This is a genomic window from Streptomyces cinereospinus, from assembly GCF_042430725.1.
Lineage (GTDB): Bacteria > Actinomycetota > Actinomycetes > Streptomycetales > Streptomycetaceae > Streptomyces > Streptomyces cinereospinus.
In genome coordinates, this window is the sequence record NZ_JBHMCY010000026.1 from 1 (window position 1) to 23,599 (window position 23,599).

Consider the following 23,599-nt stretch of genomic DNA (forward strand, 5'->3'; position numbering starts at 1 on the left):
CAGCGCCGATGGTACTGCAGGGGGGACCCTGTGGGAGAGTAGGACACCGCCGAACAATTTTTGGGAAAACCCCCGCATCCTCGGATGCGGGGGTTTTCTGCGTTTACGGGTCAATGGGCCCTTGAAAGCTTGCAGGGCCCCGGTCAGGTCATAGGCGGCCCGTCGTTTTGAGGGCCAGATACGCGTCCGCCAGTGCCGGCGCCAATTCGTCGGGCGTCGCGTCCACCACCGTCACACCGTGGCGGCGCAACTGTTCGGCGGTGCGGTGCCGCTCGGACTGGGCCTGGGCGGCGGCTGCGGCATCGTAGACCGCGTCGGCGTCTCCGCGGGATGCCGCCATGCGGGCGATGTGGGGATCTGCCACCGAGGCCACGAGAACGGTGTGGCGCTGACTGAGCTGAGGGAGGACCGGTAGCAGGCCCTCTTCCACCGGGGCGGCGTCGAGCGTGGTCAGCAGAACGATCAAGGAGTGGCGGGGGGCCGTTCGGAGCGCTGTCGCCGCGAGGCCGCGGGCGTCGGTCTCCAGGAGTTCCGGTTCGAGGGGCGCCACGGCGTTGACCAGGGAGGGCAGCACCTCTCCTGCCGTGCGGCCCTGGACCAGGGCGCGTACCCGGCGGTCGTAGGCGAGCAGGTCGACGCGGTCGCCGGCCCGGGAGGCGAGGGCGGCCAGGAGCAGGGCGGCGTCCAGCGAGGCGTCCAGGCGTGGGGCGTCGCCCACGCGGCCGGCCGAGGTGCGGCCCGTGTCCAAAACCAGGAGGATGTGGCGGTCGCGTTCGGGGCGCCAGGTGCGGACCGCGACCGTGGAGTGGCGGGCCGTGGCGCGCCAGTCGATGGAGCGGGTGTCGTCGCCGGGAACGTACTCGCGCAGGCTGTCGAACTCCGTGCCCTCGCCTCGCTGGAGGACGCTGGTGCGGCCGTCGAGCTCGCGGAGCCGGGCCAGTTTCGAGGGGAGGTGCTTGCGGCTGGTGAAGGGGGGCAGGACGCGTACCGTCCAGGGGACCTTGTGGGTGCCTTGGCGGGCGAACAGCCCCAGGGGGCCGTACGAGCGGATCGTCACGCGGTCGGCCTGACGGTCGCCGCGTCGCGTGGGACGCAGGTGGGTGGTGAGGCGGCGGCGTTCTCCTGCGGGCACCGTCAGGCGGTGGCGGGAGGCGGCGACCTCGGTGCCCGGCTGCCAACTGCTGGGGGGCCAGGCGTCGCGCAGCTGGGCGCGCAGGGGGCGGCGGGCGGCGGGGTTGGTGACGGTGAGGGTGACGTCGGCCTGCTCGCCCAGACGTACGGAAGTGTCACCGGAACGGGTGAGGCGCAGGCGGCGCACCGGTGCTGCGAGGGCGTAGTCGCAGACGCAGGCGAGGGCCAGGGGGCCGTTGACGGCCAGGATGCCGGTCCAGCTGGGTTCCCACAGGCCGACGGGGAGGGAGCCGAGGGCCGCGAGGAGTGCGGCGCGTCCGGTGAGTGCCATCAGCGGGGGACAGGGACGTGGGCGAGGACGGCGTTGATGACGGAGTCGGCCGTCACGCCTTCCATCTCGGCCTCCGGGCGGAGCTGGACGCGGTGACGGAGGGTGGGCAGTGCCAGGGCCTTCACGTCGTCGGGGATGACGTAGTCGCGGCCGGTGAGCCAGGCCCAGGCGCGTGAGGTGGCCAGCAGGGCGGTGGCTCCGCGCGGGGAGACGCCCAGAGTGAGGGACGGCGATTCGCGGGTGGCTCGGCAGACGTCGACGACGTAGGCCGTGATCTCGGGGGAGACCGTCGTCTTGGCGACGGCGGCGCGGGCGGCCTCCAGGACGGCCGGGCCCGCTACGGGGCGTACGCCGGCGGCGCGCAGGTCGCGGGGGTTGAAGCCCTCGGCGTGCCGGGTCAGGACGTCGATCTCGTCCTGCCGGGAGGGGAGGGGGATGGTGAGTTTGAGGAGGAAACGGTCCAGCTGGGCTTCGGGGAGGGGGTAGGTGCCCTCGTACTCGACCGGGTTCTGCGTCGCGGCGACGAGGAACGGGTCGGGGAGGAGGCGGGGGGTGCCGTCGACCGTGACCTGGCGTTCCTCCATGGCTTCGAGGAGGGACGACTGGGTCTTCGGGGGCGTGCGGTTGATCTCGTCGGCGAGGAGCAGGTTGGTGAAGACCGGGCCGGGCTGGAAGGAGAACTCGGCGGTTCGGGTGTCGTAGACCAGGGAGCCGGTGACGTCGCTCGGCATGAGGTCGGGGGTGAACTGGACGCGCTTGGTGTCGACGTCGAGTGCGGCGGCGAGGGCGCGGACGAGCAGGGTCTTGGCGACTCCGGGGACCCCTTCGAGGAGCACGTGTCCGCGGCACAGGAGGGCGACGACGAGGCCGGTCACGGCGGGATCCTGGCCGACCACGGCCTTGGCGATCTCGGCGCGCAGGGCCTCCAGGGCGGCCCGGGCGTTGCCCGGGTCCCCGGTCTGCCCGGCGTTGTCAGTGGTCGGGTCCATCATGGACGGCGTACCTCTCTTTCGAGGGCGTCGAGTTGGTCGGCGAGGGCGATGAGCGCTGCGTCGTCGTGGGGTGGTGGGCCGAAGAGGAGGGCGTGCAGGGACCGTCCGTCGCCGTGGAGGTGCGAGGACAGGGCGGGGAGCAGTTTCTCGGGCGTGTGCGCCTGGGCGAGGGGGACGCCTGCGAGGGGGGCGAGGCGGGAGCGGGTGGTGGAGCGAAGAGCGGCGGCGGCGCGGTCGCGGGCGCCGGCCGCGCGGTAGAGGCGGGCGCGGCCTTCGACGGTCTCGGAGGCGCGGATCGCCACGGGGAGTCTCTCGGGCACGAGGGGGCCGAGTCGGCGTGCCCTCCAGAGGGCGGCGAGGGCTGCGGCGATGAAGAGCTGCAGGGTGCCCCAGAGCCAGCCGGAGGGGAGCAGGTCGAAGAAGCCGCGCTCGTCGTCCGGGGTGGTGACGTCGGACAGTGAGGGGAGGTACCAGACCAGATGGGGGCGGGAGCCGAGGAGCTGGAGGGCGAGCGAGGCGTTGCCGTGGTCGCCGAGGCGGTCGTTGTGGAGGATGTCGGGCGCGCCGAGGACGACGGTGTCGCCGTCCCCGGACGCTGCCGGGACGCGGATCAGGCTGGCCAGGCGCTGGCTGGGGTAGCACTCGTCGGCGTCCAGGTGCGTGCTGGTGTAGCGCAGGCCTCCGGTGTCGGCGGCGCCCGCGCGCCGGGCGGCGGGGAAGTCGCAGCGGGGTTCGAGGGTCGACTCCAGGCTGGTGGCGGGGTCCGCGGTCACGCCGGGGGCGAGCCGCTCGACGGAGGAGCTGCCGGCGGCGACGAGGACGGTGCGTCCGCCGGATGCGGTCGTCGCGGAGCGCAGCAGGTTCTGTTGACGGGTCGTCAGCAGGTCGGGCGCGGCGACCAGGAGGGTGGTGTCGGGGGCGGCTGCGGCGCGCGCCGCCTCCAGGGTGGTGACCACGCGGGTGGACACCTGGCGGTCGGCGAGGAGTTCGGCGATCGCGCGGCTGCCCTGGGGGGCGGTGGAGCGCGGGTCGAGGCTGCCGCGCTGGGCGTCGGAGCGGGCCAGGGCGATCACGATCGCCCCGGCCAGCAGGACGGCGACGGCGAGGGCGATGCCGCGCGTGCGGGTCCACACCTGGCGCGGGGTGCGCGAGGCCGAGGTGGCGGCGGGAGGCATGACCTCGGTGGTCATCCGGCGGCTCCCCGGCGGGTGCTGTCCGCGCTGTGGGCGTTGCTGCTGGTGAGCTGTGGTCTGGCGCGCTCCAGGTCGCGGTCCAGTTCGGCCACGCTGCGGTACGAGGCCTCGGTCGCGGCGCGGCCGCCGTACGTGACGTCGTCGAAGGTGCGGGCCGCGGTGTGCAGTCGGATCGCGTGGGAGGGCAGGGCGCGTCCGGCTTCGGCGGCCGCCTCGTCGGCGGTGCGGCCGGGGCGTGTGTCGAGCAGGGCGCGTTCCTCCAGCGCGCGGACGATGGCGCGCATGCGTTCCTGGAGGGCCTGGTTCCAGTGGCGCTGGGCCGCGTGGGCCTCGGCGGCCGCCCGGTGGTCGGCGGCGCTGCGGGGGCGGTCGTCGAACAGGGCGGCGGAGGAGGTCGGCCGGCGGCGCGGGGTGCCGAGGCGCCACAGGAGGGCGCCCAGGACCGCGAGGACGGCGGCGATGACGACGACGAGGCCCAGGGTGCCTCCGGGGGTCGCGTCGGACGCGAGAGTGAACACTTTGCCGAGCCACTCCCAGAAGACGTCGAGGGCGCGTTGGAACAGCCCGGGATCGTCCTCGTGGTACATGCGCTTGGACAGCTCGCGGCGGGCCGCCTCCCGCGCGGGGTCGCGGGGGATCGTCAGGGGCGGCTCGTCGTCGGAGGCGGGCAGTGCCGGCAGGGACATGCCGCCGGTGCGGTGCGGCGGTCCTGCGGTCAGGTCGCCGGCGCGCAGCCACGCGCGTACGGCGGCCTCGCCGGCGCGCGGCAGCGGCGAGGCGGCGATGACTCCCCCGGCCGGGCTCACCGCATCAGCTCCCGGGCGCGGGGTCGGCGGTGCCGGGGCCGTAGCCACGGACACCGGCGGCGCGGGCCAGTTCGAGGTCGAGGGCCTCGCGGCGGATGCGCTGGTCGATGTAGAGAAGGACGGTGACGCCGGCCGTGATCGGGAACGTGATCATGGAGCCGATCACCGAGCCGATCCCGCTGACGATCAGGAACATCCAGCCGAAGTCGCCGGTGCCGTCGAGGAATCCGCTGACACCGTCGCCGCTGAGCGCCGCGGCGAGGAACGTGAAGGGGATGACGACGATCGCCGCGACGATGTTGGCGATGACCGTGGCGAGCAGCTGGATGCCGAAGACGCGCCACCAGGCGCCGCGGACGAGCTTGGCGGAGCGGCTCATCGCCTTGAGGATGCCCTGCTTCTCCAGCATCAGTGCCGGGGAGGCCAGCGAGAAGCGGACCATCAGCCACAGGGCGACGACGCCGGTGCACAGGCTGCCCAGGACGGTGAGGCCGGCGCCGGCGGCGCCCCCGCCGGCGAGGGTGACGAGGATGCCGGGCACGGCGCCCAGCAGGGCGACGCCGAGGGCGATGAACAGCAGCAGGAAGATCAGGCCGAACAGCTTCAGCACGCGCGGGCGGGCGTCGCGCCAGGCCTCACCGGTGGTGACCGGCTTGCCGAGGACGGCGCGGCTGGTGACGGTGGTGAGCAGCGCGGTCGCCGCGACGGTGCCGATCAGCGTGATCAGGAACAGGACGGCGGAGCTGAGCAGCGCGTCGCCCATGGCGCGGGTGAGTTCGTCGAGGGTGGCGTCCGGGTCTTCGAGGGCGGCGGTGCCGGTCCGCTCGTCCAGGACGAAGCCCTGGAGCAGGATGACGACGACCTCGATGACGACCGCGACGGTGAGGGCTATGCCGAGCACCGTGCGCCAGTGGGCGCGCATGGTGGAGACGGCGCCGTCGAGGATCTCGCCGACGCCGAGCGGTCGGAGCGGTATCACGCCGGGCTTGGCCGCGGGCGGTGGGCCGCCCCACTGGCTGCCCCAGCCGCCGTAGCCGCCGGGGGCCTGCCAGGTGCCGTGGCCGCCGCCGTGCCCGCCGGGGGGCTGGGCGGCGCCCCAGCCGGGGCCGGGCGGCGGGGGCGGGGGAGCCTGGCCGGGGCTCGGCGGGCCGGAGGGGGCGGACCACTGGGCGGGTGGCGGCTGCTCCTTGGACCACTTCGCGCCGGAGTCCGGCGCCTGCGCGCCTGGCTGGTCCGCGGGTGGGGAGGGCTGCGCGGAGCCGGGTCGGCCGGCCGGCTCGGCAGGGCCGGTCGCACCGGGCTCCTGCCCGTCGGACGGGGAGGATCCGGGCGAGGCCCAGCCCGGAGTGTCGTTCATCGTCGCTCCTTCACGGTGCCCGTCCGCTGGCGCGGTGGCAGGTTGGCAGACATCGTGCCATGGGGTGTTCGCCCAGGGACCGGCCGCGGTATTGGCGGCACACCTTCGATTGTCCGTCGCAGAACGGGCAGACTGACCGCATGGCTGATCAGTACGCGCAATCCGGCGAGGACATGTCCACCGGTATTCCGGCGATCCGCTGGGACGAACCCCCCGAAGGGCCGGTCGTGGTCCTTCTCGATCAGACGAGGCTGCCCGGCGAGGAGGTCGAGCTGGTCTGCACGGACGCCCCCGCGCTGGTGGAGGCGATCCGCTCGCTCGCCGTGCGCGGGGCGCCGCTGCTCGGCATCGCGGGCGCGTACGGGGTCGCGCTCGCCGCCGCGCGCGGCTTCGACGTGGACGAGGCCGCGGTCGCGCTGGCGGGCGCCCGGCCGACCGCGGTGAACCTGTCCGTGGGCGTGCGCCGGGCCAGGTCGGCGTACGACGCCGCGCTGGCTCGCGGGGCCGTTGGCGAGCAGGCCGCCGAGGCGGCGCTGGCGGCGGCCCGGCAGCTGCACCGGGAGGACGCGGAGGCCAGCGTCCGGATGGCCGGGCACGGGCTGGCGCTGCTGGACGAGTTGCTGCCGGGCGGCGGGCACCGGATCCTCACGCACTGCAACACCGGGTACCTGGTGTCGGGTGGGGAGGGGACGGCGTTCGCGGTGGCGCTGGCGGCGCACCGGGCGGGGCGGCTGCGGCGGCTGTGGGTCGACGAGACGCGTCCGCTCCTGCAGGGGGCCCGGCTCACGGCGTACGAGGCGGCGCGCAACGGGATGGCGTACACCTTGCTCACCGACAACGCGGCGGGGTCGCTGTTCGCGGCGGGGGAGGTGGACGCGGTGCTGATCGGGGCCGATCGCGTCGCGGCCGACGGTTCGGTGGCGAACAAGATCGGCAGCTACCCGCTCGCCGTGCTGGCGCGGTACCACCACGTGCCGTTTATCGTGGTGGCGCCGGTGACGACGGTGGACGCGCAGACCCCGGAGGGGGCGGACATCGAGGTCGAGCAGCGGCCGGGGTACGAGGTGACCGAGATCGCGGCGCCCAGCATGCCGGTGACGGGTGCCGGGGGCGGGATCCCGGTGGCGCCGCTGGGCACGCAGGCGTACAACCCGGCCTTCGACGTGACGCCGCCGGAGCTGGTCACGGCGATCGTCACCGAGGAGGGCGTGGTGTCGCCCGTGACCGCCGAGGCGCTGGCGGAGGTGTGCGGCAGGTCGCGGGGGGCGACGGTCGGCTGAGACGTGACGCCGGCCGGACCTTCGTCCCCGGCCCCTCGACCTGCGCGGTCGCGCGGGGAGAGGGGCCGCGACATGTGATCCAGGGCAGACAGTAGTGGCCCCGTACGACTATCGTCACAGGCTGGTGACGCTGATCACCTGCGTCTCCTTCACCGTTATGAGAATGGGATGATGTCGTTTATGAAGGGACGAGTCCTTGTCGTCGACGACGACACCGCACTGGCCGAAATGCTCGGCATCGTGCTGCGTGGTGAAGGTTTTGAGCCGTCTTTCGTAGCCGACGGCGACAAGGCGCTGGCCGCGTTCCGGGAGTCCAAGCCGGATCTGGTGCTGCTCGACCTGATGCTTCCCGGGCGGGACGGCATCGAGGTGTGCCGGCTGATCCGGGCCGAGTCCGGGGTGCCGATCGTGATGCTCACCGCGAAGAGCGACACCGTCGACGTCGTCGTGGGACTCGAGTCGGGGGCCGACGACTACATCGTCAAGCCGTTCAAGCCCAAGGAGCTGGTGGCCCGGATCCGGGCGCGGCTTCGGCGGTCGGAGGAGCCCGCGCCCGAGCAGCTCGCCATCGGTGACCTGGTCATCGACGTGGCGGGGCACTCGGTGAAGCGGGACGGGCAGTCGATCGCGCTGACGCCGCTGGAGTTCGACCTGCTGGTGGCGCTGGCCCGCAAGCCGTGGCAGGTGTTCACCCGCGAGGTGCTGCTGGAGCAGGTGTGGGGCTACCGGCACGCGGCGGACACGCGGCTGGTCAACGTCCATGTGCAGCGGCTGCGCTCCAAGGTCGAGAAGGACCCGGAGCGGCCGGAGATCGTGGTGACCGTCCGTGGTGTCGGTTACAAGGCCGGGCCGAGCTGACATGTCCGAGGACAGTGCCGCTTCGGCGCCCGGCAGGTCCGGGGCCCGCGCGGGGCGGCCTGTCGGCCGGAAGGCGGCGGGCTCCCGCTGGGGACGGCTCCTGGAGAGCGGGCTGCTCCAGGGCGGAGTCCAGGGCAGCCCGGTTCTGAGGCTGTTCATGCGCTGGGTACGGCGGCCGCTGCTGCCCGTGATGCGGCTGTGGCGGCGCAACATCCAGCTCAAGATCGTGGTCACCACCCTGCTGATGTCGCTGGGTGTGGTGCTGCTGCTCGGTTTCGTGGTCATCGGGCAGGTGCGCAACGGCCTGCTGGACGCCAAGGTGAAGGCGTCGCAGAGCCAGGCCACGGGTGGTTTCGCGGTGGCCAAGCAGCGGGCCGACGAGGCGGCGAGCGGCACCGGCACCGGGGAGGACCCGACCGCGGTGGACGGGCGGTCCTCGCAGAACGTCATCCAGTGGATGAGTGACCTGGTCTCCTCACTCTCCAGCGGTGGGCAGGGCGCCTTCGACGTGGTGACGCTGCCCGCCGGGGACAACAGCGGCGGTGGCCGCGGTCCGCGGGCCTCCGGCGGTGTGGACCCCAACCGGAGCGTGCCGGAGGACCTGCGCGAGCGGGTCAACAGCAGTACGGCGGCCGCGCAGAGCTATACCCGCATCGTCTACAGCGGCGACAAAACCTCCCAGCCGGCCCTGGTCATCGGCAAGGAGGTCAACGACCCCAACGGCGACCCGTACCAGCTGTACTACCTCTTCCCGCTCACGCAGGAGGACCGGTCGCTGAGCCTGGTGAAGGGGACGCTCGCGACCGCCGGCCTCTTCGTCGTGGTCCTGCTCGGAGCCATCGCCTGGCTGGTGGTGCGGCAGGTGGTGACGCCGGTGCGGATGGCGGCCGGGATCGCCGAGCGGCTGTCCGCCGGGCGGTTGCAGGAGCGGATGAAGGTCACCGGCGAGGACGACATCGCGCGGCTCGGCGAGGCCTTCAACAAGATGGCGCAGAACCTGCAGTCGAAGATCCAGCAGCTGGAGGACCTGTCGCGGATGCAGCGGCGGTTCGTGTCGGACGTGTCGCACGAGCTGCGGACGCCGCTGACGACCGTACGGATGGCCGCCGACGTCATCCATGAGGCGCGCGTGGACTTCGATCCGGTGACCGCGCGGTCGGCGGAGTTGCTCGCCGACCAGCTGGACCGGTTCGAGTCGCTGCTGTCGGACCTGCTGGAGATCAGCCGCTTCGACGCGGGCGCGGCGGCGCTGGAGGCCGAGCCGATCGACCTCAGGGAGGTCGTCCGGCGGGTGGTCAGCGGCGCCGAGCCGCTCGCCGAACGCAAGGGCACGCGCCTACGGGTCGTGGGCGACCAGCAGCCCGTCGTCGCCGAGGCCGACGCCCGGCGGGTCGAGCGGGTGCTGCGCAACCTCGTCGTCAACGCCGTGGAACACGGCGAGGGCAAGGACGTCGTGGTCAAGCTGGCCGCGGCGGGCGGGGCGGTCGCGGTCGCGGTGCGCGACTACGGCGTCGGACTCAAGCCCGGCGAGGCCACCCGCGTCTTCAGCCGCTTCTGGCGGGCCGACCCGGCACGCGCGCGGACCACGGGCGGCACGGGCCTCGGCCTGTCCATCGCCCTGGAGGACGCGCGGCTGCACGGTGGCTGGTTGCAGGCGTGGGGCGAGCCGGGCGGTGGCTCGCAGTTCCGGCTGACGTTGCCGCGGACCGCCGACGAGCCGCTCAGGGGCTCGCCGATCCCGCTGGAGCCCAAGGACTCGCGGCGCAACCGCGGACCCGGCGACGCCGGGCTGCCGCGCGGCGGGGAGAAGACCGCGACCGTGCCGGCCCAGTCGACGGGCGCGGGCCAGGCGCCGGCGCGGGACCCGATCACGACCCGGCCGTCCGCCGTGGCCCCGACAGCCGATCCGACGGCGCTGCCGGGCAGCGGCGCGCGCGTGGTGCCCCTGCCCGCGGGAGGGGCGCGGCGGCAGGGCGATCAGCCGGTCGTGGAGGCGGCGCTCACCACGGCCCCGCTCGGTACGGCGGATCCGGAGCCGGAGGAGTCGAACGACCAAGGGGAGGCTTTCGGTGGCCGCTGACCGCGGAGGGGACGCCCGGCGCACGCCGGGGCGCGCAGTGGCGTACGCCACCTGTGGTGCCGTACTGCTGGCGGGGTGTGCCTCGATGCCCGACCGCGGGGACCTGCGGGGCGTGGAGTCGACGCCCCGTCAGGAGACGCAGGTGCGGGTCTTTCCCATGCCGCCGCGTGAGGACGCACCGCCGTCGGAGATCGTGCAGGGCTTCCTGGAGGCACTGACCAGCGATGATCCGAAGTACGCGACGGCGAAGCAGTACTTGACGACGGCCGCCGCGAGGACCTGGCAGCCGGAGCTGTCCACCACCGTGCTCGCGGACGGGCCGGACACCGAGGCCGACTCCGCTGGCACCCGGGACGGCGGGTTCGACTTCTCGTTCACCCTGACCGGCACGAAGATCGCCCTGGTGGACGCGCAGCAGTCGTACACGCCGACCGAGGGCTCCTACAGCAGGCAGGTGCACCTCACGCGGGACAAGGAGAGCGGGCAGTGGCGCATCGACGGGCTGCCGCAGGGCGTCGTCATGGGCCAGTCGGACTTCCAGCGCAACTACATGTCCGTCAACAAGTACTATTTCGCCTCGGACTCCGCGGTGGGCGCGTCCGCGCACCCGGCGGCGGTCGCCGACCCCGTGTACGTGCGCCGGCGGGTCGATCCGATGACGCAGATGGTGCGGTTGCTGCTCGGCGGGCCGACGACCTGGCTGGGGCCCGTGGTCCGGTCGAGCTTCCCCACCGGTACGGCGCTGCGCAAGGGCGTCGGCGAGCTGACGCCGGACGACCAGAACCGGCTGACCGTGCCGCTGAACGACAAGGCCGCCCGGGTCGGTCCGGCCAAGTGCAACGAGATGGCAGCCCAGTTGCTGTTCACCCTGCAGAACCTCACGCCCGCCGTGGACGAGGTCGAACTGAGGGTGGGCGACGCGCAGTTGTGCGTGCTCGACGAGGAGGGCGCGGCGGCCGTCGCGGCGCGCGGGTCGGTCCGGCGCACCGACTACCTGTACTTCGTCGACGGTGAGGACCGGCTCGTGCGGATCCCGGCGGGCAGCCGCAGCGCGCAGGCCGAGCCGGTGCCGGGCGAACTGGGCGAGGGCGCACGGGCGTTGCGGTCGGCGGCGGTGTCGCGCGACGAGCACACCGCGGCCGGGGTCGCGTTGGACGGCAGGGCGCTGTACGTCGGTTCGCTCGCGTCGGGCGGTTCGCTCGGGGAGCCGGTGGTGCGCAGCACGGGCCGGACGGAGAAGGACCGGCTGACCGCGCCGAGTTGGGACGCGCGGGGCGATCTGTGGGTGGCCGACCGCAACCCGGACGACCCGCGGCTGCTCATGCTGCCGGAGGGCAAGGGGGAGCCGGTTCAGGTGCAGGTTCCGCGGCTGGACGGGCGGATCGACTCCGTGCGGGTCGCGGCGGACGGTGTGCGCGTCGCGCTCGTCGTGGAGAAGGACGGCAAGCAGTCCTTGCAGGTCGGGCGGATCGAGCGGGGGTCCGGGGACCAAGGGGCGGGGGAGCCGGGGGTCTCGGTGCTCGAACTGCGTTCGGCCGTACCGCAGTTCGAGGAGGTCACCACGATGTCCTGGGCCGGTGACGGCCGGCTCGTGGCGGTCGGGCGCGAGGAGGGGGGCGTGCAGCAGATGCGGTACGTCCAGGTCGACGGGTCCGTGCCGGAGGTGCCGGCGCCGGACGCGCTGACCGGCGTGAAGGAGATCGCCGCTTCCGAGGACGAACGGCTGCCGCTGGTGGCGTACTCGGTGGACGGGATCGTGCGGCTGCCGGACGGGGCGCAGTGGCAGACGGTGGTGAAGGAAGGGTCGGCGCCGGTCTATCCGGGGTGAGGGGGGCTACTCGGGGCTGTCCGGGGCAGCGTTCCTTCCGGAACCCGGGCGGTTCCGTTTCGGAAGCTCAGGTACTCGGAGGCTCCGTCCGGGCAAAAGTGGTGCCCGGCGGCGCCGTCCCGGCACGTCGGTGAATCGGTGGCTCCGGCTCGGCAGGTTCGTAGCTCGCCGGCTCGGATGCGGCAGACAAGGCACTCGGCGGCTCTGTCCCGCCCTGTCAGGTGCCCGGCGGCTCCGCCCGGCCGCCCGCATGTCAGGTGTCCGGCTGCTCCGGCTCGCCCTGTCAGGTGCCCGGCGGCGCCGTCCCGGCACGTCGGTGAATCGGTGGCTCCGGCTCGGCAGGTTTGTAGCTCGCCGGCTCGGATGCGGCAGACAAGGCACTCGGCGGCTCTGTCCCGCCCTGTCAGGTGCCCGGCGGCTCCGCCCGGCCGCCCGCATGTCAGGTGTCCGGCTGCTCTGTCCCGCCCTGTCAGGTGCCCGGCGTTGGCCGTTTCGGCTGGCCGTGAGGGTGCACTGGGTCGTCCGCAGCACCCGTGGGAAGTTGTCCACAGGCCGCTCTCCGGGTTTCCACAGGGGTGGTGGGGCCCGGGCGGGCGTTGGCACAGTGGTGGGCATGCGGGCGTGGTGGCAGGACCTCACCGACCTGGTGCTGCCGGCCGAGTGCGGAGGCTGCGGCAGGCCGCGCACGGTGCTCTGCCCGCAGTGCCGTGCCGCTCTGTGCGGGGTCGCGCCACGCCGGGTGCGACCGGTTCCGGAGCCGCGCGAACTGCCGGTCGTGCACGCGGCGGCGCCGTACGCGGACGAGGTGCGGGCCCTGCTCCTGGCCCACAAGGAGCGGGGTGCGCTGCCGCTCGCCCGGCCGCTCGGCGCGGCCCTCGCTGGAGCCGTGCGGGCGGGGCTGCCCGAGGTGCTCGGCGGGCCGGTGCTGCTCGTCCCGGTGCCGTCGGGCCGTGCGGCGGTGCGGGCGCGGGGTCATGATCCGGCACGGCGGATCGCGCTCGCGGCGGCGGCCGAGCTGCGCCGCACGGGGACGCCCGCGCGCGTGCTGGCGGTGCTGCGGCAGCGGCGGCCGGTCGCCGACCAGGCGGGGCTCGACGCCGGGCAGCGGCTGGCGAACCTCGCGGGCGCGCTGTCGGTGGCCGCGGGTGGCGCCGGGCTGCTGCGCGAGGGTCCGGTGGTGCTGGTGGACGACCTGGTGACGACGGGCGCCTCGCTGAGCGAGGCGGCGCGGGCCGTCCGGGTGGAGTTGGCGGAGGAAACTGCTGGTTACGGGCGTGCGGCATTCGCGACGCGCGGAGATGTGGTGACGTCCGTGTACACGGGAGTCCATGGGGAAAGGTCAGGGGAACGGATGACGGGATCAATGGAAGGGAGCACGGACCGTGAGGGGGCCGTGCCGAGAAAGGCGAACAGTGCCCGTGACGTGATCTGCGCTGCGGTGGTCGCAGCGTCACCGGATTCTTTCGAAATGAACCGGAACTGACTGCGAAGTCGCATCGTTGCAGGTGACGAGAGGGCCAATTCACCGGAACGGAGGTACGCGGCAGTAGAGGGTGACGACATCCGTCCGGGCGAGATATGTTCAGTTGTGAGGGAAAGCCGCAGGCCACACCTCGCTTATCCGAATGCCGTGCCGCGGGTTTTCCGCACTCATCCGCGCCGGCAGGTGGAGATCTTGTCCATGGGGGAGGAGGTGGACGTCGCCGAGTCCGAGGTTCCGGGACTCACCGGGACCTGGTGCACAAGGGAGATGCTCCGCCAGTGAAGCGGAGCGATCCGGGAACGGAGTTCTGCGTGGACATCGTCGTCAAGGGCCGCAAGACCGAGGTGCCCGAGCGGTTCCGCAAGCACGTGGCCGAGAAGCTGAAGCTGGAGAAGATCCAGAAGCTCGACGGCAAGGTGATCAGCCTCGACGTCGAGGTGTCCAAGGAGCCCAACCCCCGACAGGCCGACCGTTGCGACCGGGTGGAGATCACGCTCCGCTCCCGCGGTCCGGTGATCCGGGCGGAGGCGGCGGCCAGCGACCCGTACGCGGCCCTTGACCTGGCCGCGGAGAAGCTGGATGCCCGGCTGCGCAGGCAGCACGACAAGCGTCACACGCGCCGAGGGGTGCGCCGGCTCACGGCCGCCGAGGTCGCCGACCACGTTCCGGGCGCGGCGACGCTCAACGTCAACGGCGGCACCTTCCAGGCGGACGAGCCGGAGGGAGTGCCCACGAAGAAGATCGGCTCGCTGGAAGTACAGGGTGACGGCCCCCTCGTGGTTCGCGAAAAGACCCACGTCGCGGCACCCATGACTCTCGACCAGGCGTTGTACGAGATGGAACTGGTCGGGCACGACTTCTATCTGTTCGTCGACTCCGAGACGAAGGAACCGAGCGTCGTCTACCGGCGGCACGCGTACGACTACGGCGTGATCCACCTCAGGACGGACACGATGATCACTCAGGCGCCCGCACCCGAGGCGGGCGGTCCGCTGGGCGGCTGACCGTTCCGGACGACAGCTGATCCGGGTGCCCCTGGAGTGTGCGCGCGCTCCCAGGGGCACCGGTGTGCGACCACTTCACCCGCCGCTTCGTCACCGGAGTGCCGTCCGGGCATGGAATCATGGCCGCAACGGCCCAACGGGTGGGTCGTTGCCTTGGGTTGGCGACGGCACAGGATCACCGGCCACAGCCTTCAGGGGGAGGAACGATGGCGGACAGCTTCGGACCGATGCGTGCGGGGAACGCCGACGACGGCGTCGTCGGCACGGGCCCGGACGGGGGCTCCTCACGGCGGGAGCCGATTCGTGTCCTGGTGGTGGACGACCACGCCCTGTTCCGCCGTGGCCTGGAGATCGTGCTCGCGGCCGAGGAGGACATCCAGGTCGTCGGGGAGGCGGGTGACGGGGCCGAGGCCGTGGAGAAGGCCGCCGACCTGCTGCCCGACATCGTCCTGATGGACGTGCGGATGCCGAAGCGGGGCGGGATCGAGGCCTGTACCTCCATCAAGGAGGTGGCGCCCAGCGCCAAGATCATCATGCTGACGATCAGCGACGAGGAAGCGGATCTCTACGAGGCGATCAAGGCGGGGGCGACCGGCTACCTCCTCAAGGAGATCTCCACGGACGAGGTGGCCACGGCGATCCGCGCGGTGGCCGACGGGCAGTCGCAGATCAGCCCGTCCATGGCGTCGAAGCTGCTCACCGAGTTCAAGTCGATGATCCAGCGGACGGACGAGCGGCGGCTGGTGCCCGCGCCGCGGCTCACCGACCGGGAGCTGGAAGTGCTCAAGCTGGTCGCCACGGGGATGAACAACCGGGACATCGCCAAGGAGTTGTTCATCTCCGAGAACACCGTGAAGAACCACGTGCGCAACATCCTGGAGAAACTGCAGCTGCACTCCAGGATGGAGGCGGTGGTGTACGCGATGCGCGAGAAGATCCTCGAGATCCGCTGACGACGGGCCGGTGCTCAGCCGAGGACGCGGCTGAGTTCCCTGCTCAGGGGCTCGCGCAGGTCCGGCGCGTCCACCCGTTCCACGCGGACGTTCGTGCAGTCCACCCAGCTCGCCGCCTCGATCAGGGCCTGCGCCACCGCCGGGACCGCCTTGGGGCCGTCCAGGGAGACCTGCTTGGCCACCAGCGTGCGGCCCTCGCGGGCCGGGTCGACGCGGCCCACGAGGTGGCCCCCGGCGAGGACGGGCATCGCGAAGTAGCCGTACACGCGCTTCGGCTTGGGGACGTAGGCCTCCAGGCGGTGGGTGAAGCCGAAGATCCGCTCGGTGCGGGCCCGCTCCCACACCAGCGAGTCGAAGGGGGACAGCAGCGTGGTGCGGTGGCGGCCGCGCGGAGGAGTCGCCAGAGCGGCCGGGTCCGCCCAGGCCGGCTTGCCCCAGCCCTCGACGGTGACCGGCACCAGACCCGAGTCGGCGATCACCGTGTCCACCTGTTCGCCCTTGAGGCGGTGGTAGTCGGCGATGTCCGCGCGGGTGCCGACGCCGAGGGACTCGCCCGCCAGCCGGACCAGGCGGCGCAGGCACTCGGTGTCGTCGAGCCGGTCGTGCAGCAGCGTCTCGGGGACGGCGCGTTCGGCGAGGTCGTAGACGCGCTTCCAGCCGCGGCGCGCCACGCACACCACCTCGCCGTACATCAGGGCGCGTTCGACGGCGACCTTGGTGCCGGACCAGTCCCACCACTCGCTGGTGCGCTTGGCGCCGCCCAGCTCCGTGGCCGTCAGGGGGCCCTCGGCGCGCAGCTGCTTGATGACCTGGTCGTAGACGCCGTCGGGGAGCTCGTGGTTCCACTGGGGGCGGGCGCGGTAGGCGCGGCGGCGGAAGGCGAAGTGGGGCCACTCCTCGATCGGGAGGACGCACGCGGCGTGCGACCAGTACTCGAAGGCGTGGGTGTCCGTCCAGTAGGCGTTCTCGACGGTCTTGCGGCCGACCGCGCCCAGGCGGGCGTAGGGGACGAGCTCGTGGGAGCGGGCGAGGACCGAGATGGTGTCGAGCTGGACCGCGCCCAGGTGGCGGAGTATGCCGCGGACGCCGGCCCTGCGGTCGGGCGCGCCCAGGAAGCCCTGGGCGCGAAGGGCGATGCGGCGGGCTTCGGCTGCGGAGAGTTCCGTGCGGCGCGGGGTCGTCATGTCCTCGAACGATAGGGGGTGGCACTGACAGTGCGGGACGGCCCGGGGAATCCGTCCCCGGGGGGCCGGGGCGGGGCTCACGTGGCGGGAGCGCGGGCCGGCAGGTACGGGGCCGCCGACGGCAGCCCCAGGTCCGAGGGCAGCAGGGAGCCGACCCAGCAGTCGCGGCGGACGCCGTTGTTGTTCAGGGCCGCTCTGAGGGTGCCCTCGACGGTGAAGCCGGCCTTCTCGGCCACCGCGCGGGAGGCGGTGTTGCCCACCTCGGCGCGCCACTCCAGGCGGTCGACGCACTGGTCGGCGAAGACCCAGCGGGAGGCGGCGCGGGCGGCCTCGGTCATGTAGCCGCGGCCGCGGTGGCACCTGGTCGTCCAGAAGCCGATCTCGGCCACGCCGAGCGAGCGCATGACGATGCCGAGCGTGCCGGCCAGTTCCCCGCCGGGGAGGAAGAGGCCGAACGTGAACATCGAGCGGTTCGCCCAGCCCTCGGGGACGTCGTGCTCCGTGAAGGTCCGGGCGTGTTCGGGCAGGTACGGCGTGGGGATCGTCGTCCAGCGCTGGATGTCGGGGTCCTGGCACGCGGCGTACACGGCGTCGCTGTCGTCCGGGCCCACGGGGCGCAGCCGGAGGCGGGGGGTGGCGATCGTGACGGGCTCCATCGGCCGATTCTGTCCGCCGGGGCGGCTGGGACGCCACGCCTTTTGCCCCAGCGTGAGCGGGCGACCACGATCCGCACAATTCGTCGGCGCGCCGCGGCACCATCCGGGACCCTCGTCCGTTGTCCCGTGTGAAGGCCGAAGCGAAGGGAGTTCTCCCGGAGCAGTTCGACGGCGGACCGGCGGCGGATCCGCCACGGAAGGGCGACGGCGGACCGCCGTGGTACGGCAGGCCTCCCGGCGCGGCCGGGTCCTCGCATACGATGGCCGTTGCTCAGTACGTCAGAAGGAAACCAACCGTCCCAGGCCCGACCGGCAAGGAGACCAACCCCCGTGTCCGTCCTCTCGAAGATCATGCGTGCAGGCGAAGGCAAGATCCTGCGCAAGCTGCACCGCATCGCGGACCAGGTCAACTCCATCGAAGAGGACTTCGTCGACCTCTCCGACGCCGAGCTGCGGGCCCTCACCGATGAGTACAAGCAGCGGTACGCCGACGGCGAGAACCTGGACGACCTGCTGCCCGAGGCCTTCGCCACGGTGCGCGAGGCCGCCAAGCGCGTCCTCGGCCAGCGCCACTACGACGTGCAGCTCATGGGTGGTGCGGCCCTGCACCTCGGCTATGTCGCCGAGATGAAGACCGGTGAGGGCAAGACCCTGGTCGGCACGCTGCCCGCGTACCTGAACGCGCTGTCCGGCGAAGGCGTCCACCTCATCACGGTCAACGACTACCTGGCCGAGCGCGACTCCGAGATGATGGGCCGCGTCCACAAGTTCCTGGGCCTGAACGTCGGCTGCATCCTGTCCAACATGACGCCGGCCCAGCGCCGCGAGCAGTACGCCTGCGACATCACGTACGGCACGAACAACGAGTTCGGCTTCGACTACCTGCGCGACAACATGGCGTGGTCGAAGGAGGAGCTCGTCCAGCGCGGCCACAACTTCGCGATCGTCGACGAGGTCGACTCCATCCTCATCGACGAGGCCCGTACGCCGCTGATCATCTCCGGCCCGGCCGACCAGGCCACCAAGTGGTACGGCGACTTCGCCAAGCTGGTCACCCGCCTCAAGCGCGGCGAGGCCGGGCAGCCGCTGAAGGGCATCGAGGAGACCGGCGACTACGACGTCGACGAGAAGAAGCGCACGGTCGCCATCCACGAGGCCGGTGTCGGCAAGGTCGAGGACTGGCTGGGCATCGACAACCTCTACGAGTCGGTGAACACGCCGCTGGTGGGCTACCTGAACAACGCCATCAAGGCCAAGGAGCTCTTCAAGAAGGACAAGGACTACGTCGTCATCGACGGCGAGGTCATGATCGTCGACGAGCACACCGGACGTATCCTCGCCGGCCGCCGCTACAACGAGGGCATGCACCAGGCGATCGAGGCGAAGGAAGGGGTGCCGATCAAGGACGAGAACCAGACGCTCGCCACGATCACCCTGCAGAACTTCTTCCGCCTCTACAAGAAGCTCTCCGGCATGACCGGTACGGCGATGACCGAGGCCGCCGAGTTCCACCAGATCTACAAGCTCGGTGTGGTCCCGATCCCGACCAACCGGCCGATGATCCGCAAGGACCAGTCCGACCTGATCTACCGCACCGAGGTCGCCAAGTTCGACGCCGTCGTGGACGACATCGCCGAGAAGCACGAGAAGGGCCAGCCGATCCTGGTCGGCACCACTTCGGTCGAGAAGTCCGAGTACCTCTCGCAGCAGCTGAGCAAGCGCGGCATCCAGCACGAGGTGCTCAACGCCAAGCAGCACGACCGGGAGGCGCAGATCGTCGCCCAGGCGGGCCGCAAGGGCGCCGTGACCGTGGCGACCAACATGGCCGGCCGAGGGACGGACATCAAGCTCGGCGGCAACCCCGACGACCTCGCCGAGGCCGAGCTGCGCCAGCGCGGCCTCGACCCCGAGGAGCACATCGAGGAGTGGGCCGCCGCGCTGCCGACCGCCCTGGAGCGGGCCGAGAAGGCGGTGCGGGCCGAGTTCGAGGAGGTCAAGGAGCTCGGCGGGCTGTACGTGCTGGGCACCGAGCGGCACGAGTCGCGGCGCATCGACAACCAGCTGCGCGGTCGTTCCGGCCGTCAGGGCGACCCGGGCGAGTCCCGCTTCTACCTCTCCCTCGGCGACGATTTGATGCGGCTGTTCAAGGCGCAGATGGTCGAGCGCGTGATGTCGATGGCGAACGTCCCGGACGACGTGCCGATCGAGAACAAGATGGTCACGCGCGCGATCGCGTCCGCCCAGTCGCAGGTCGAGCAGCAGAACTTCGAGACCCGTAAGAACGTCCTGAAGTACGACGAGGTCCTCAACCGGCAGCGCGAGGTCATCTACGGCGAGCGGCGCCGCGTCCTGGAGGGCGAGGATCTGCACGAGCAGATCCAGCACTTCATGGACGACACGATCGACGCCTACGTCGCCGCGGAGACCGCCGAGGGCTTCGCAGAGGAGTGGGACCTGGACCGGCTGTGGGGCGCCTTCAAGCAGCTCTACCCGGTGAAGATCACCGTCGAGGAGCTGGAGGAGACGGCCGGCGACCGCGCCGGGCTGACCGCCGACTTCATCGCCGAGTCCATCAAGGACGACATCCACGAGCAGTACGAGGCGCGCGAGACGCAGCTCGGCTCCGAGATCATGCGTGAGCTGGAGCGCCGGGTCGTGCTGTCGGTCCTGGACCGCAAGTGGCGCGAGCACCTCTACGAGATGGACTACCTCCAGGAGGGCATCGGCCTGCGCGCGATGGCGCAGAAGGACCCGCTGGTCGAGTACCAGCGCGAGGGCTTCGACATGTTCACCGCCATGATGGACGGCATCAAGGAGGAGTCCGTCGGCTACCTGTTCAACCTGGAGGTCCAGGTCGAGCAGCAGGTCGAGGAGGTCCCCGTCGTCGAGGACGCCAAGCCGACCCTGGAGAAGCAGGACGCGGTGCCCGCGCAGGCCGGGTCCCGTCCCGAGATCCGGGCCAAGGGGCTGGAGGCGCCGCAGCGGCGCAACCTGCACTTCACGGCGCCGACCGTGGACGGCGAGGGCGGCACCATCGAGGGCGACTTCAGCGAGGAGGACGGCGAGCCGGTGCGTTCGGCCGCCGACGGCCTCACCCGCGCGGAGCGCCGCAAGCAGGCCAAGGCCGGGCGGCGCCGCAAGAAGTGACGGTGCGCCAAGCGTCGTGACGGACCGGACGGCACGCCGGACGTACCGAGCGAATTGAGCGGATCGAAGGGCCGGGTCACCTGCGGGTGCCCGGCCCTTCGGCGTGCGGTGGGGCGGCGCCCGGCCGGTCGTGGTCAGTCGTCGTCGGGGTTCCGTTCGGTGCGGGTGCCGCCGAGCTCGATCGCCGTGCAGCGCCAGCGGTGGTCCCGGCCCAGTTCCAGGCGGAAGGCCATGGCGCGCAGGCGATCGCCGGTGCCGACGCGGGCGAAGGCCTCGATGGCGCCGGGGCGGGGCTGGCAGTAGCCGATGTCGCGGACGACGGGACGGGGGCCGCGCACGCGCAGGGGGCCGTGTTCGGCGAGGCGGACCAGATCGTCGTAAGCGCGGCCGGCGGTGTGGCGGAGCATGGCGTGGACCGGGCGCTGGCCGCTGAGGACCAGGAGCAGGCGGTCGGCGAAGAGGTCGGTCGGGCGCGGTTGCGGGACGGCGGCGGGCTGCCTGGCGGCAGGCGCCGTACGGGACGGGCCGGCGCCGCCCTGGGCGCGGGACGGGCCGCCGCCGGGGCGGCGGGTGTCGCGGCGGGTCGGGGGTCGGGAGGCGGAGTGGCGCTGGGCGGTCCTGGTCATGACCTTGTGCATGGGAGTCCCCGTTTCGCTGGGCCCGGACCACGGTGCGTACCGGGCGGTAACTTGCTGACGGGGATCTTGTACGGGGCCGGGTTCGCGGGCGGCAAGCCGGTGCGGGCGGCGGGCGGCGGCCCGGGAAGTTCACTTATCCGGGTGATCGGCGGGGGGTGGAGGCCCGTGGGTGCGGGGGTGACCCGGGTGAATGCGCGGCGCGGGGTGGACGCCCGGCGGGGCGTGGGGAGGGGCTCGAAAGGGGACCCCTCGCACGTATCCTGAAGGCCCTCCACGCGGGCTTGCGGAGCCCCTCCGACCACGAAAGCGGCCAGCCATGCGCGTCTATGTCCCTCTGACCCTGCCCGGTCTCGCCGAGGCGCACAGGACGGGTCAGGTGGGGGCCGGGCCGCTCGTCGCGTACGCGGTCACGCCCGCGTTGCGCGCGTGGTACCTCTCCGACGACATCGAGGAGCTGGAGTACGCGGCGCTGAGCCGGGCCGCGCTGGCGTCGCTGCGGCTGCTCGCGGCGGACCCCGAGGCGCCCCGGCGGCGGGTCGTGGTCGCCGTCGACGTCCCCGACGGCCAGGCGAGCGCCGCCGCCGGGCGGGGGCCCGACCCGGCGGCGCCGGGGGAGGTGCGGGCCGCGGGTGCCGTACCGCTGGCCACGGTGGCGTCGGTGCACGTCGACTCGGCGGACGCGGAGCAGGACGTGGCCGCCGCCGCGCGGGCCCTGCGGGCGGCGGACGAGGGGGACGACGACGCGCGGTTCGTCGTGGACGGGGCCGAGGACCACGAGCTGCTGTGGTACGCGACGCAGGAGATCCCGAACCTGGTGGGGCCGGTGGAGTGACCCGCGTTCAGCCGCGTCGCCCGCGCTGATCCGGGCGAGGCCGCGCCGACCATGCTGACCTGGGTGAGCCCGCGCCGCCCGCGCCGCCCGTGCCGCCCGGGTCGATTTGGGCGAGGCCGCGCCGACCATGCTGACCTGGGTGAGCCCGCGCCGCCCGTGCCGCCCGGGTCGATTTGGGCGAGGCCGCGCCGACCATGCTGACCTGGGTGAGCCCGCGTCGCCCGCGCCGCCCGCGTCGCCCGTGCTGGTCTGTGTGAGCGTGCGCCGCCCGCGCGCCGACCTGCGCCGCCCGCGCCGACCTGTGCCGACCTGCGCCGCCCGCGCCGACCTGTGCCGGCCCGCGCCGTCCGCGCGGAGCTGAGCCGGCCCGTGCTGACGCGGTTCTCTTGATTGTCAGAGCGGGCGGGTAACGTTTTCGGGCATGGGGACGCAGGAATCCGCGCACATCGTCTGGGACTGGAACGGCACGCTCTTCCACGACAACGACGCGATCATCGGGGCGACGAACGCGGCCTTCGCCGAACTGGGGCTGGAACCGATCACGCTGGAGCGCTACCGGGCGCTGTACTGCGTGCCGGTGCCGAAGTTCTACGAGCGGCTGATGGGGCGGCTGCCCACCGAGGCCGAGTGGCTGGTGATGGACGAGACCTTCCACCGGTACTACACCGAGCACCGGGTGCGGTGCGGGCTGACCGAGGGGGCCGAGCAGCTGCTGACGCGCTGGGTGGCCGGCGGGCGCAGCCAGTCGATCCTGAGCATGTACGGGCACGACGACCTGGTGCCGCTGGTGCGGGGCTTCGGGATCGAGGCGCACTTCATACGGGTCGACGGGCGGACCGGCCCGTCCGGGGGCAGCAAGGCCGAGCACATGGTGCGGCACCTGGCCGCGCTGGCCGGGGTGGACCCGTCCCGCACGGTGGTGATCGGGGACGCCGCGGACGACGCGCTCGCCGCCCGGCACGTCGGGGCGAAGGCCGTGCTCTACACCGGGGGCTCGCACGGGCGGCCCAGCCTGGAGGGGGCGGGCGCGCCGGTGGTGGACTCGCTGGCGGAGGCCGTGGCCCTGGCGGAGGAGATGGCTGCCTGAGCGCCGCGCCCGCCGGCGCGGCGCCTCGGACGACGCCGCGCCGCCTCGGGAGGACGTGGATCAGGCCGTCGGCGCCTTGGCGCGCAGCACGTTCAGGAACTCGCGCATCCAGGCGGGATGGTCCGGCCAGGCGCGGGACGACACCAGGGTGCCGTCGACGACCGCCTCGGCGTCCCGGAAGGTGGCGCCGGCCGCCTGCATGTCGAGCTCCAGCGCGGGGTACGCGGTGACGCGGCGGCCGCGCAGGCCGTCGATCGCGGCGGTGAGGAGGGGGCCGTGGCAGATCTGGGCCACGGGCTTGTCGGCATCGAAGAAGGACTTGAGGATCTTGCGGAGTTCTGGGTCGTTGCGGAGATACTCCGGGGCGCGGCCGCCGGGGACGACGACGGCGGCGTACTGGCCGGGGTCGACTTCCGAGAAGGAGAGATCGGCGGGCCAGGTGTAGCCGGGTTTCTCGGTGTAGGTGTCGAAGCCGGGTTCGAAGTCGTGGACCACGAACCGGAGCTTCTTGCGGGTGGGGGCGGCGATGTGGACCTCGTAGCCCTCTTCGAGGAGGCGCTGGTAGGGGTAGAGGACTTCGAGGGACTCTGCCGCGTCGCCCGTGAGGATGAGGATCTTGGCGGTCATGGGGGTCGCTCCCCTGTGAGATGGCGTCGTGAGTGCGTCGGTTCCACAGCCAACGTGCCTCGGTGGTGCGCGCTTGCCTAGGGGACGCGCCGATTTTCGGGCAGGGCGGCGCATGGCACGGACACCGGGTGG

Annotated in this window: 19 protein-coding genes; 10 read left to right on the forward strand and 9 right to left on the reverse strand. The window is 72.5% G+C overall.

The annotated features are described in order from the left end of the window. Window positions 1-148: 148 nt before the first annotated feature. The 5 genes from ACFF45_RS15560 to ACFF45_RS15580 are packed head-to-tail and all read right to left on the reverse strand — an operon-like array spanning window position 149 to window position 5,810. On the reverse strand, window positions 149-1,462 hold the full coding sequence (locus ACFF45_RS15560) for a DUF58 domain-containing protein (RefSeq protein WP_381346622.1): 1,314 nt from the start codon (window positions 1,460-1,462) through the stop codon (window positions 149-151). After that, window positions 1,462-2,451, reverse strand: coding sequence for an AAA family ATPase (locus tag ACFF45_RS15565; RefSeq protein WP_381346683.1), 990 nt, complete (start codon window positions 2,449-2,451; stop codon window positions 1,462-1,464). The genes ACFF45_RS15560 and ACFF45_RS15565 overlap by 1 nt, the downstream gene beginning before the upstream one ends. Then, window positions 2,451-3,644, reverse strand: coding sequence for a DUF4350 domain-containing protein (locus ACFF45_RS15570; RefSeq protein ID WP_381346623.1), 1,194 nt, complete (start codon window positions 3,642-3,644; stop codon window positions 2,451-2,453). Before ACFF45_RS15570 ends, ACFF45_RS15565 begins: the two co-directional genes overlap by 1 nt. Then, window positions 3,641-4,453 carry a DUF4129 domain-containing protein gene (locus tag ACFF45_RS15575; RefSeq protein ID WP_381346624.1) on the reverse strand — a complete coding sequence of 271 codons (813 nt, stop codon included), beginning with the start codon at window positions 4,451-4,453 and terminating at the stop codon, window positions 3,641-3,643. Before ACFF45_RS15575 ends, ACFF45_RS15570 begins: the two co-directional genes overlap by 4 nt. 4 nt (window positions 4,454-4,457) lie before the next feature. After that, window positions 4,458-5,810 carry a DUF7847 domain-containing protein gene (locus tag ACFF45_RS15580; protein WP_381346625.1) on the reverse strand — a complete coding sequence of 451 codons (1,353 nt, stop codon included), beginning with the start codon at window positions 5,808-5,810 and terminating at the stop codon, window positions 4,458-4,460. 140 nt (window positions 5,811-5,950) lie between these two features. Between ACFF45_RS15580 and mtnA the strand changes: the two genes are divergently transcribed. From mtnA to ACFF45_RS15615, 7 genes are all read left to right on the forward strand, one after another. Continuing rightward, a complete protein-coding gene (gene mtnA / locus ACFF45_RS15585) occupies window positions 5,951-7,090 on the forward strand; it encodes an S-methyl-5-thioribose-1-phosphate isomerase (protein WP_381346626.1) in 1,140 nt (379 codons plus the stop codon). 168 nt (window positions 7,091-7,258) lie between these two features. After that, window positions 7,259-7,948 carry a two-component system response regulator MtrA gene (mtrA, locus tag ACFF45_RS15590; RefSeq protein ID WP_187284748.1) on the forward strand — a complete coding sequence of 230 codons (690 nt, stop codon included), beginning with the start codon at window positions 7,259-7,261 and terminating at the stop codon, window positions 7,946-7,948. 1 nt (window position 7,949) lies between these two features. Further along, window positions 7,950-10,028 carry an MtrAB system histidine kinase MtrB gene (gene mtrB, locus ACFF45_RS15595; RefSeq protein WP_381346627.1) on the forward strand — a complete coding sequence of 693 codons (2,079 nt, stop codon included), beginning with the start codon at window positions 7,950-7,952 and terminating at the stop codon, window positions 10,026-10,028. Next, window positions 10,018-11,856 carry an LpqB family beta-propeller domain-containing protein gene (locus tag ACFF45_RS15600; RefSeq protein WP_381346628.1) on the forward strand — a complete coding sequence of 613 codons (1,839 nt, stop codon included), beginning with the start codon at window positions 10,018-10,020 and terminating at the stop codon, window positions 11,854-11,856. The genes mtrB and ACFF45_RS15600 overlap by 11 nt, the downstream gene beginning before the upstream one ends. 613 nt (window positions 11,857-12,469) lie before the next feature. Further along, the gene (locus ACFF45_RS15605) at window positions 12,470-13,339 is read left to right on the forward strand and encodes a ComF family protein (protein WP_381346629.1); all 870 of its coding nucleotides are present in this window, start codon (window positions 12,470-12,472) and stop codon (window positions 13,337-13,339) included. Window positions 13,340-13,650: 311 nt separating this feature from the next. Continuing rightward, window positions 13,651-14,343 (forward strand): ribosome hibernation-promoting factor, HPF/YfiA family, encoded by a 693-nt coding sequence (gene hpf, locus ACFF45_RS15610; protein ID WP_381346630.1) that lies wholly within the window; start codon window positions 13,651-13,653, stop codon window positions 14,341-14,343. A 206-nt stretch (window positions 14,344-14,549) separates the two neighbouring features. After that, window positions 14,550-15,296 (forward strand): response regulator, encoded by a 747-nt coding sequence (locus ACFF45_RS15615; RefSeq protein ID WP_381346631.1) that lies wholly within the window; start codon window positions 14,550-14,552, stop codon window positions 15,294-15,296. 14 nt (window positions 15,297-15,310) lie between these two features. Here ACFF45_RS15615 and ACFF45_RS15620 read toward each other — a convergent pair whose 3' ends face one another. Next, on the reverse strand, window positions 15,311-16,480 hold the full coding sequence (locus ACFF45_RS15620; protein WP_381346632.1) for a winged helix-turn-helix domain-containing protein: 1,170 nt from the start codon (window positions 16,478-16,480) through the stop codon (window positions 15,311-15,313). A 77-nt stretch (window positions 16,481-16,557) separates the two neighbouring features. Beyond that, on the reverse strand, window positions 16,558-17,136 hold the full coding sequence (locus ACFF45_RS15625) for a GNAT family N-acetyltransferase (protein WP_381346633.1): 579 nt from the start codon (window positions 17,134-17,136) through the stop codon (window positions 16,558-16,560). Between the two features lie 330 nt (window positions 17,137-17,466). Between ACFF45_RS15625 and secA the strand changes: the two genes are divergently transcribed. Then, complete coding sequence (secA, locus tag ACFF45_RS15630) at window positions 17,467-20,283, forward strand: preprotein translocase subunit SecA (RefSeq protein WP_381346634.1); 2,817 nt, start codon at window positions 17,467-17,469, stop codon at window positions 20,281-20,283. Between the two features lie 134 nt (window positions 20,284-20,417). On the opposite strand, the gene ACFF45_RS15635 is transcribed toward secA, so the two are convergent. Beyond that, entirely contained in the window at window positions 20,418-20,921 is a 504-nt protein-coding gene (locus ACFF45_RS15635; RefSeq protein WP_381346635.1) for an Rv3235 family protein, read from the reverse strand. A gap of 316 nt (window positions 20,922-21,237) precedes the next feature. Between ACFF45_RS15635 and ACFF45_RS15640 the strand changes: the two genes are divergently transcribed. Together ACFF45_RS15640 and ACFF45_RS15645 are read left to right on the forward strand one after the other, a co-directional pair. Then, complete coding sequence (locus ACFF45_RS15640) at window positions 21,238-21,753, forward strand: DUF6912 family protein (protein ID WP_381346636.1); 516 nt, start codon at window positions 21,238-21,240, stop codon at window positions 21,751-21,753. Between the two features lie 421 nt (window positions 21,754-22,174). Further along, entirely contained in the window at window positions 22,175-22,840 is a 666-nt protein-coding gene (locus ACFF45_RS15645; protein ID WP_381346637.1) for an HAD family hydrolase, read from the forward strand. 60 nt (window positions 22,841-22,900) lie between these two features. On the opposite strand, the gene ACFF45_RS15650 is transcribed toward ACFF45_RS15645, so the two are convergent. Beyond that, entirely contained in the window at window positions 22,901-23,467 is a 567-nt protein-coding gene (locus ACFF45_RS15650; RefSeq protein WP_381346638.1) for a DJ-1/PfpI family protein, read from the reverse strand. Between the last annotated feature and the right edge of the window lie 132 nt (window positions 23,468-23,599).

Coding starts and splice junctions, on each gene's coding strand:
- ACFF45_RS15635 (WP_381346635.1), bottom strand. CDS start 20,921: ATGCACAAGGTCATGACCAGGACCGCCCAGCGCCACTCCGCCTCCCGA.
- mtnA (WP_381346626.1), top strand. CDS start 5,951: ATGGCTGATCAGTACGCGCAATCCGGCGAGGACATGTCCACCGGTATT.
- ACFF45_RS15625 (WP_381346633.1), bottom strand. CDS start 17,136: ATGGAGCCCGTCACGATCGCCACCCCCCGCCTCCGGCTGCGCCCCGTG.
- ACFF45_RS15620 (WP_381346632.1), bottom strand. CDS start 16,480: ATGACGACCCCGCGCCGCACGGAACTCTCCGCAGCCGAAGCCCGCCGC.
- ACFF45_RS15605 (WP_381346629.1), top strand. CDS start 12,470: ATGCGGGCGTGGTGGCAGGACCTCACCGACCTGGTGCTGCCGGCCGAG.
- ACFF45_RS15650 (WP_381346638.1), bottom strand. CDS start 23,467: ATGACCGCCAAGATCCTCATCCTCACGGGCGACGCGGCAGAGTCCCTC.
- mtrB (WP_381346627.1), top strand. CDS start 7,950: ATGTCCGAGGACAGTGCCGCTTCGGCGCCCGGCAGGTCCGGGGCCCGC.
- ACFF45_RS15640 (WP_381346636.1), top strand. CDS start 21,238: ATGCGCGTCTATGTCCCTCTGACCCTGCCCGGTCTCGCCGAGGCGCAC.
- ACFF45_RS15570 (WP_381346623.1), bottom strand. CDS start 3,644: ATGACCACCGAGGTCATGCCTCCCGCCGCCACCTCGGCCTCGCGCACC.
- ACFF45_RS15565 (WP_381346683.1), bottom strand. CDS start 2,451: ATGGACCCGACCACTGACAACGCCGGGCAGACCGGGGACCCGGGCAAC.
- ACFF45_RS15580 (WP_381346625.1), bottom strand. CDS start 5,810: ATGAACGACACTCCGGGCTGGGCCTCGCCCGGATCCTCCCCGTCCGAC.
- mtrA (WP_187284748.1), top strand. CDS start 7,259: ATGATGTCGTTTATGAAGGGACGAGTCCTTGTCGTCGACGACGACACC.
- ACFF45_RS15560 (WP_381346622.1), bottom strand. CDS start 1,462: ATGGCACTCACCGGACGCGCCGCACTCCTCGCGGCCCTCGGCTCCCTC.
- ACFF45_RS15615 (WP_381346631.1), top strand. CDS start 14,550: ATGGCGGACAGCTTCGGACCGATGCGTGCGGGGAACGCCGACGACGGC.
- ACFF45_RS15645 (WP_381346637.1), top strand. CDS start 22,175: ATGGGGACGCAGGAATCCGCGCACATCGTCTGGGACTGGAACGGCACG.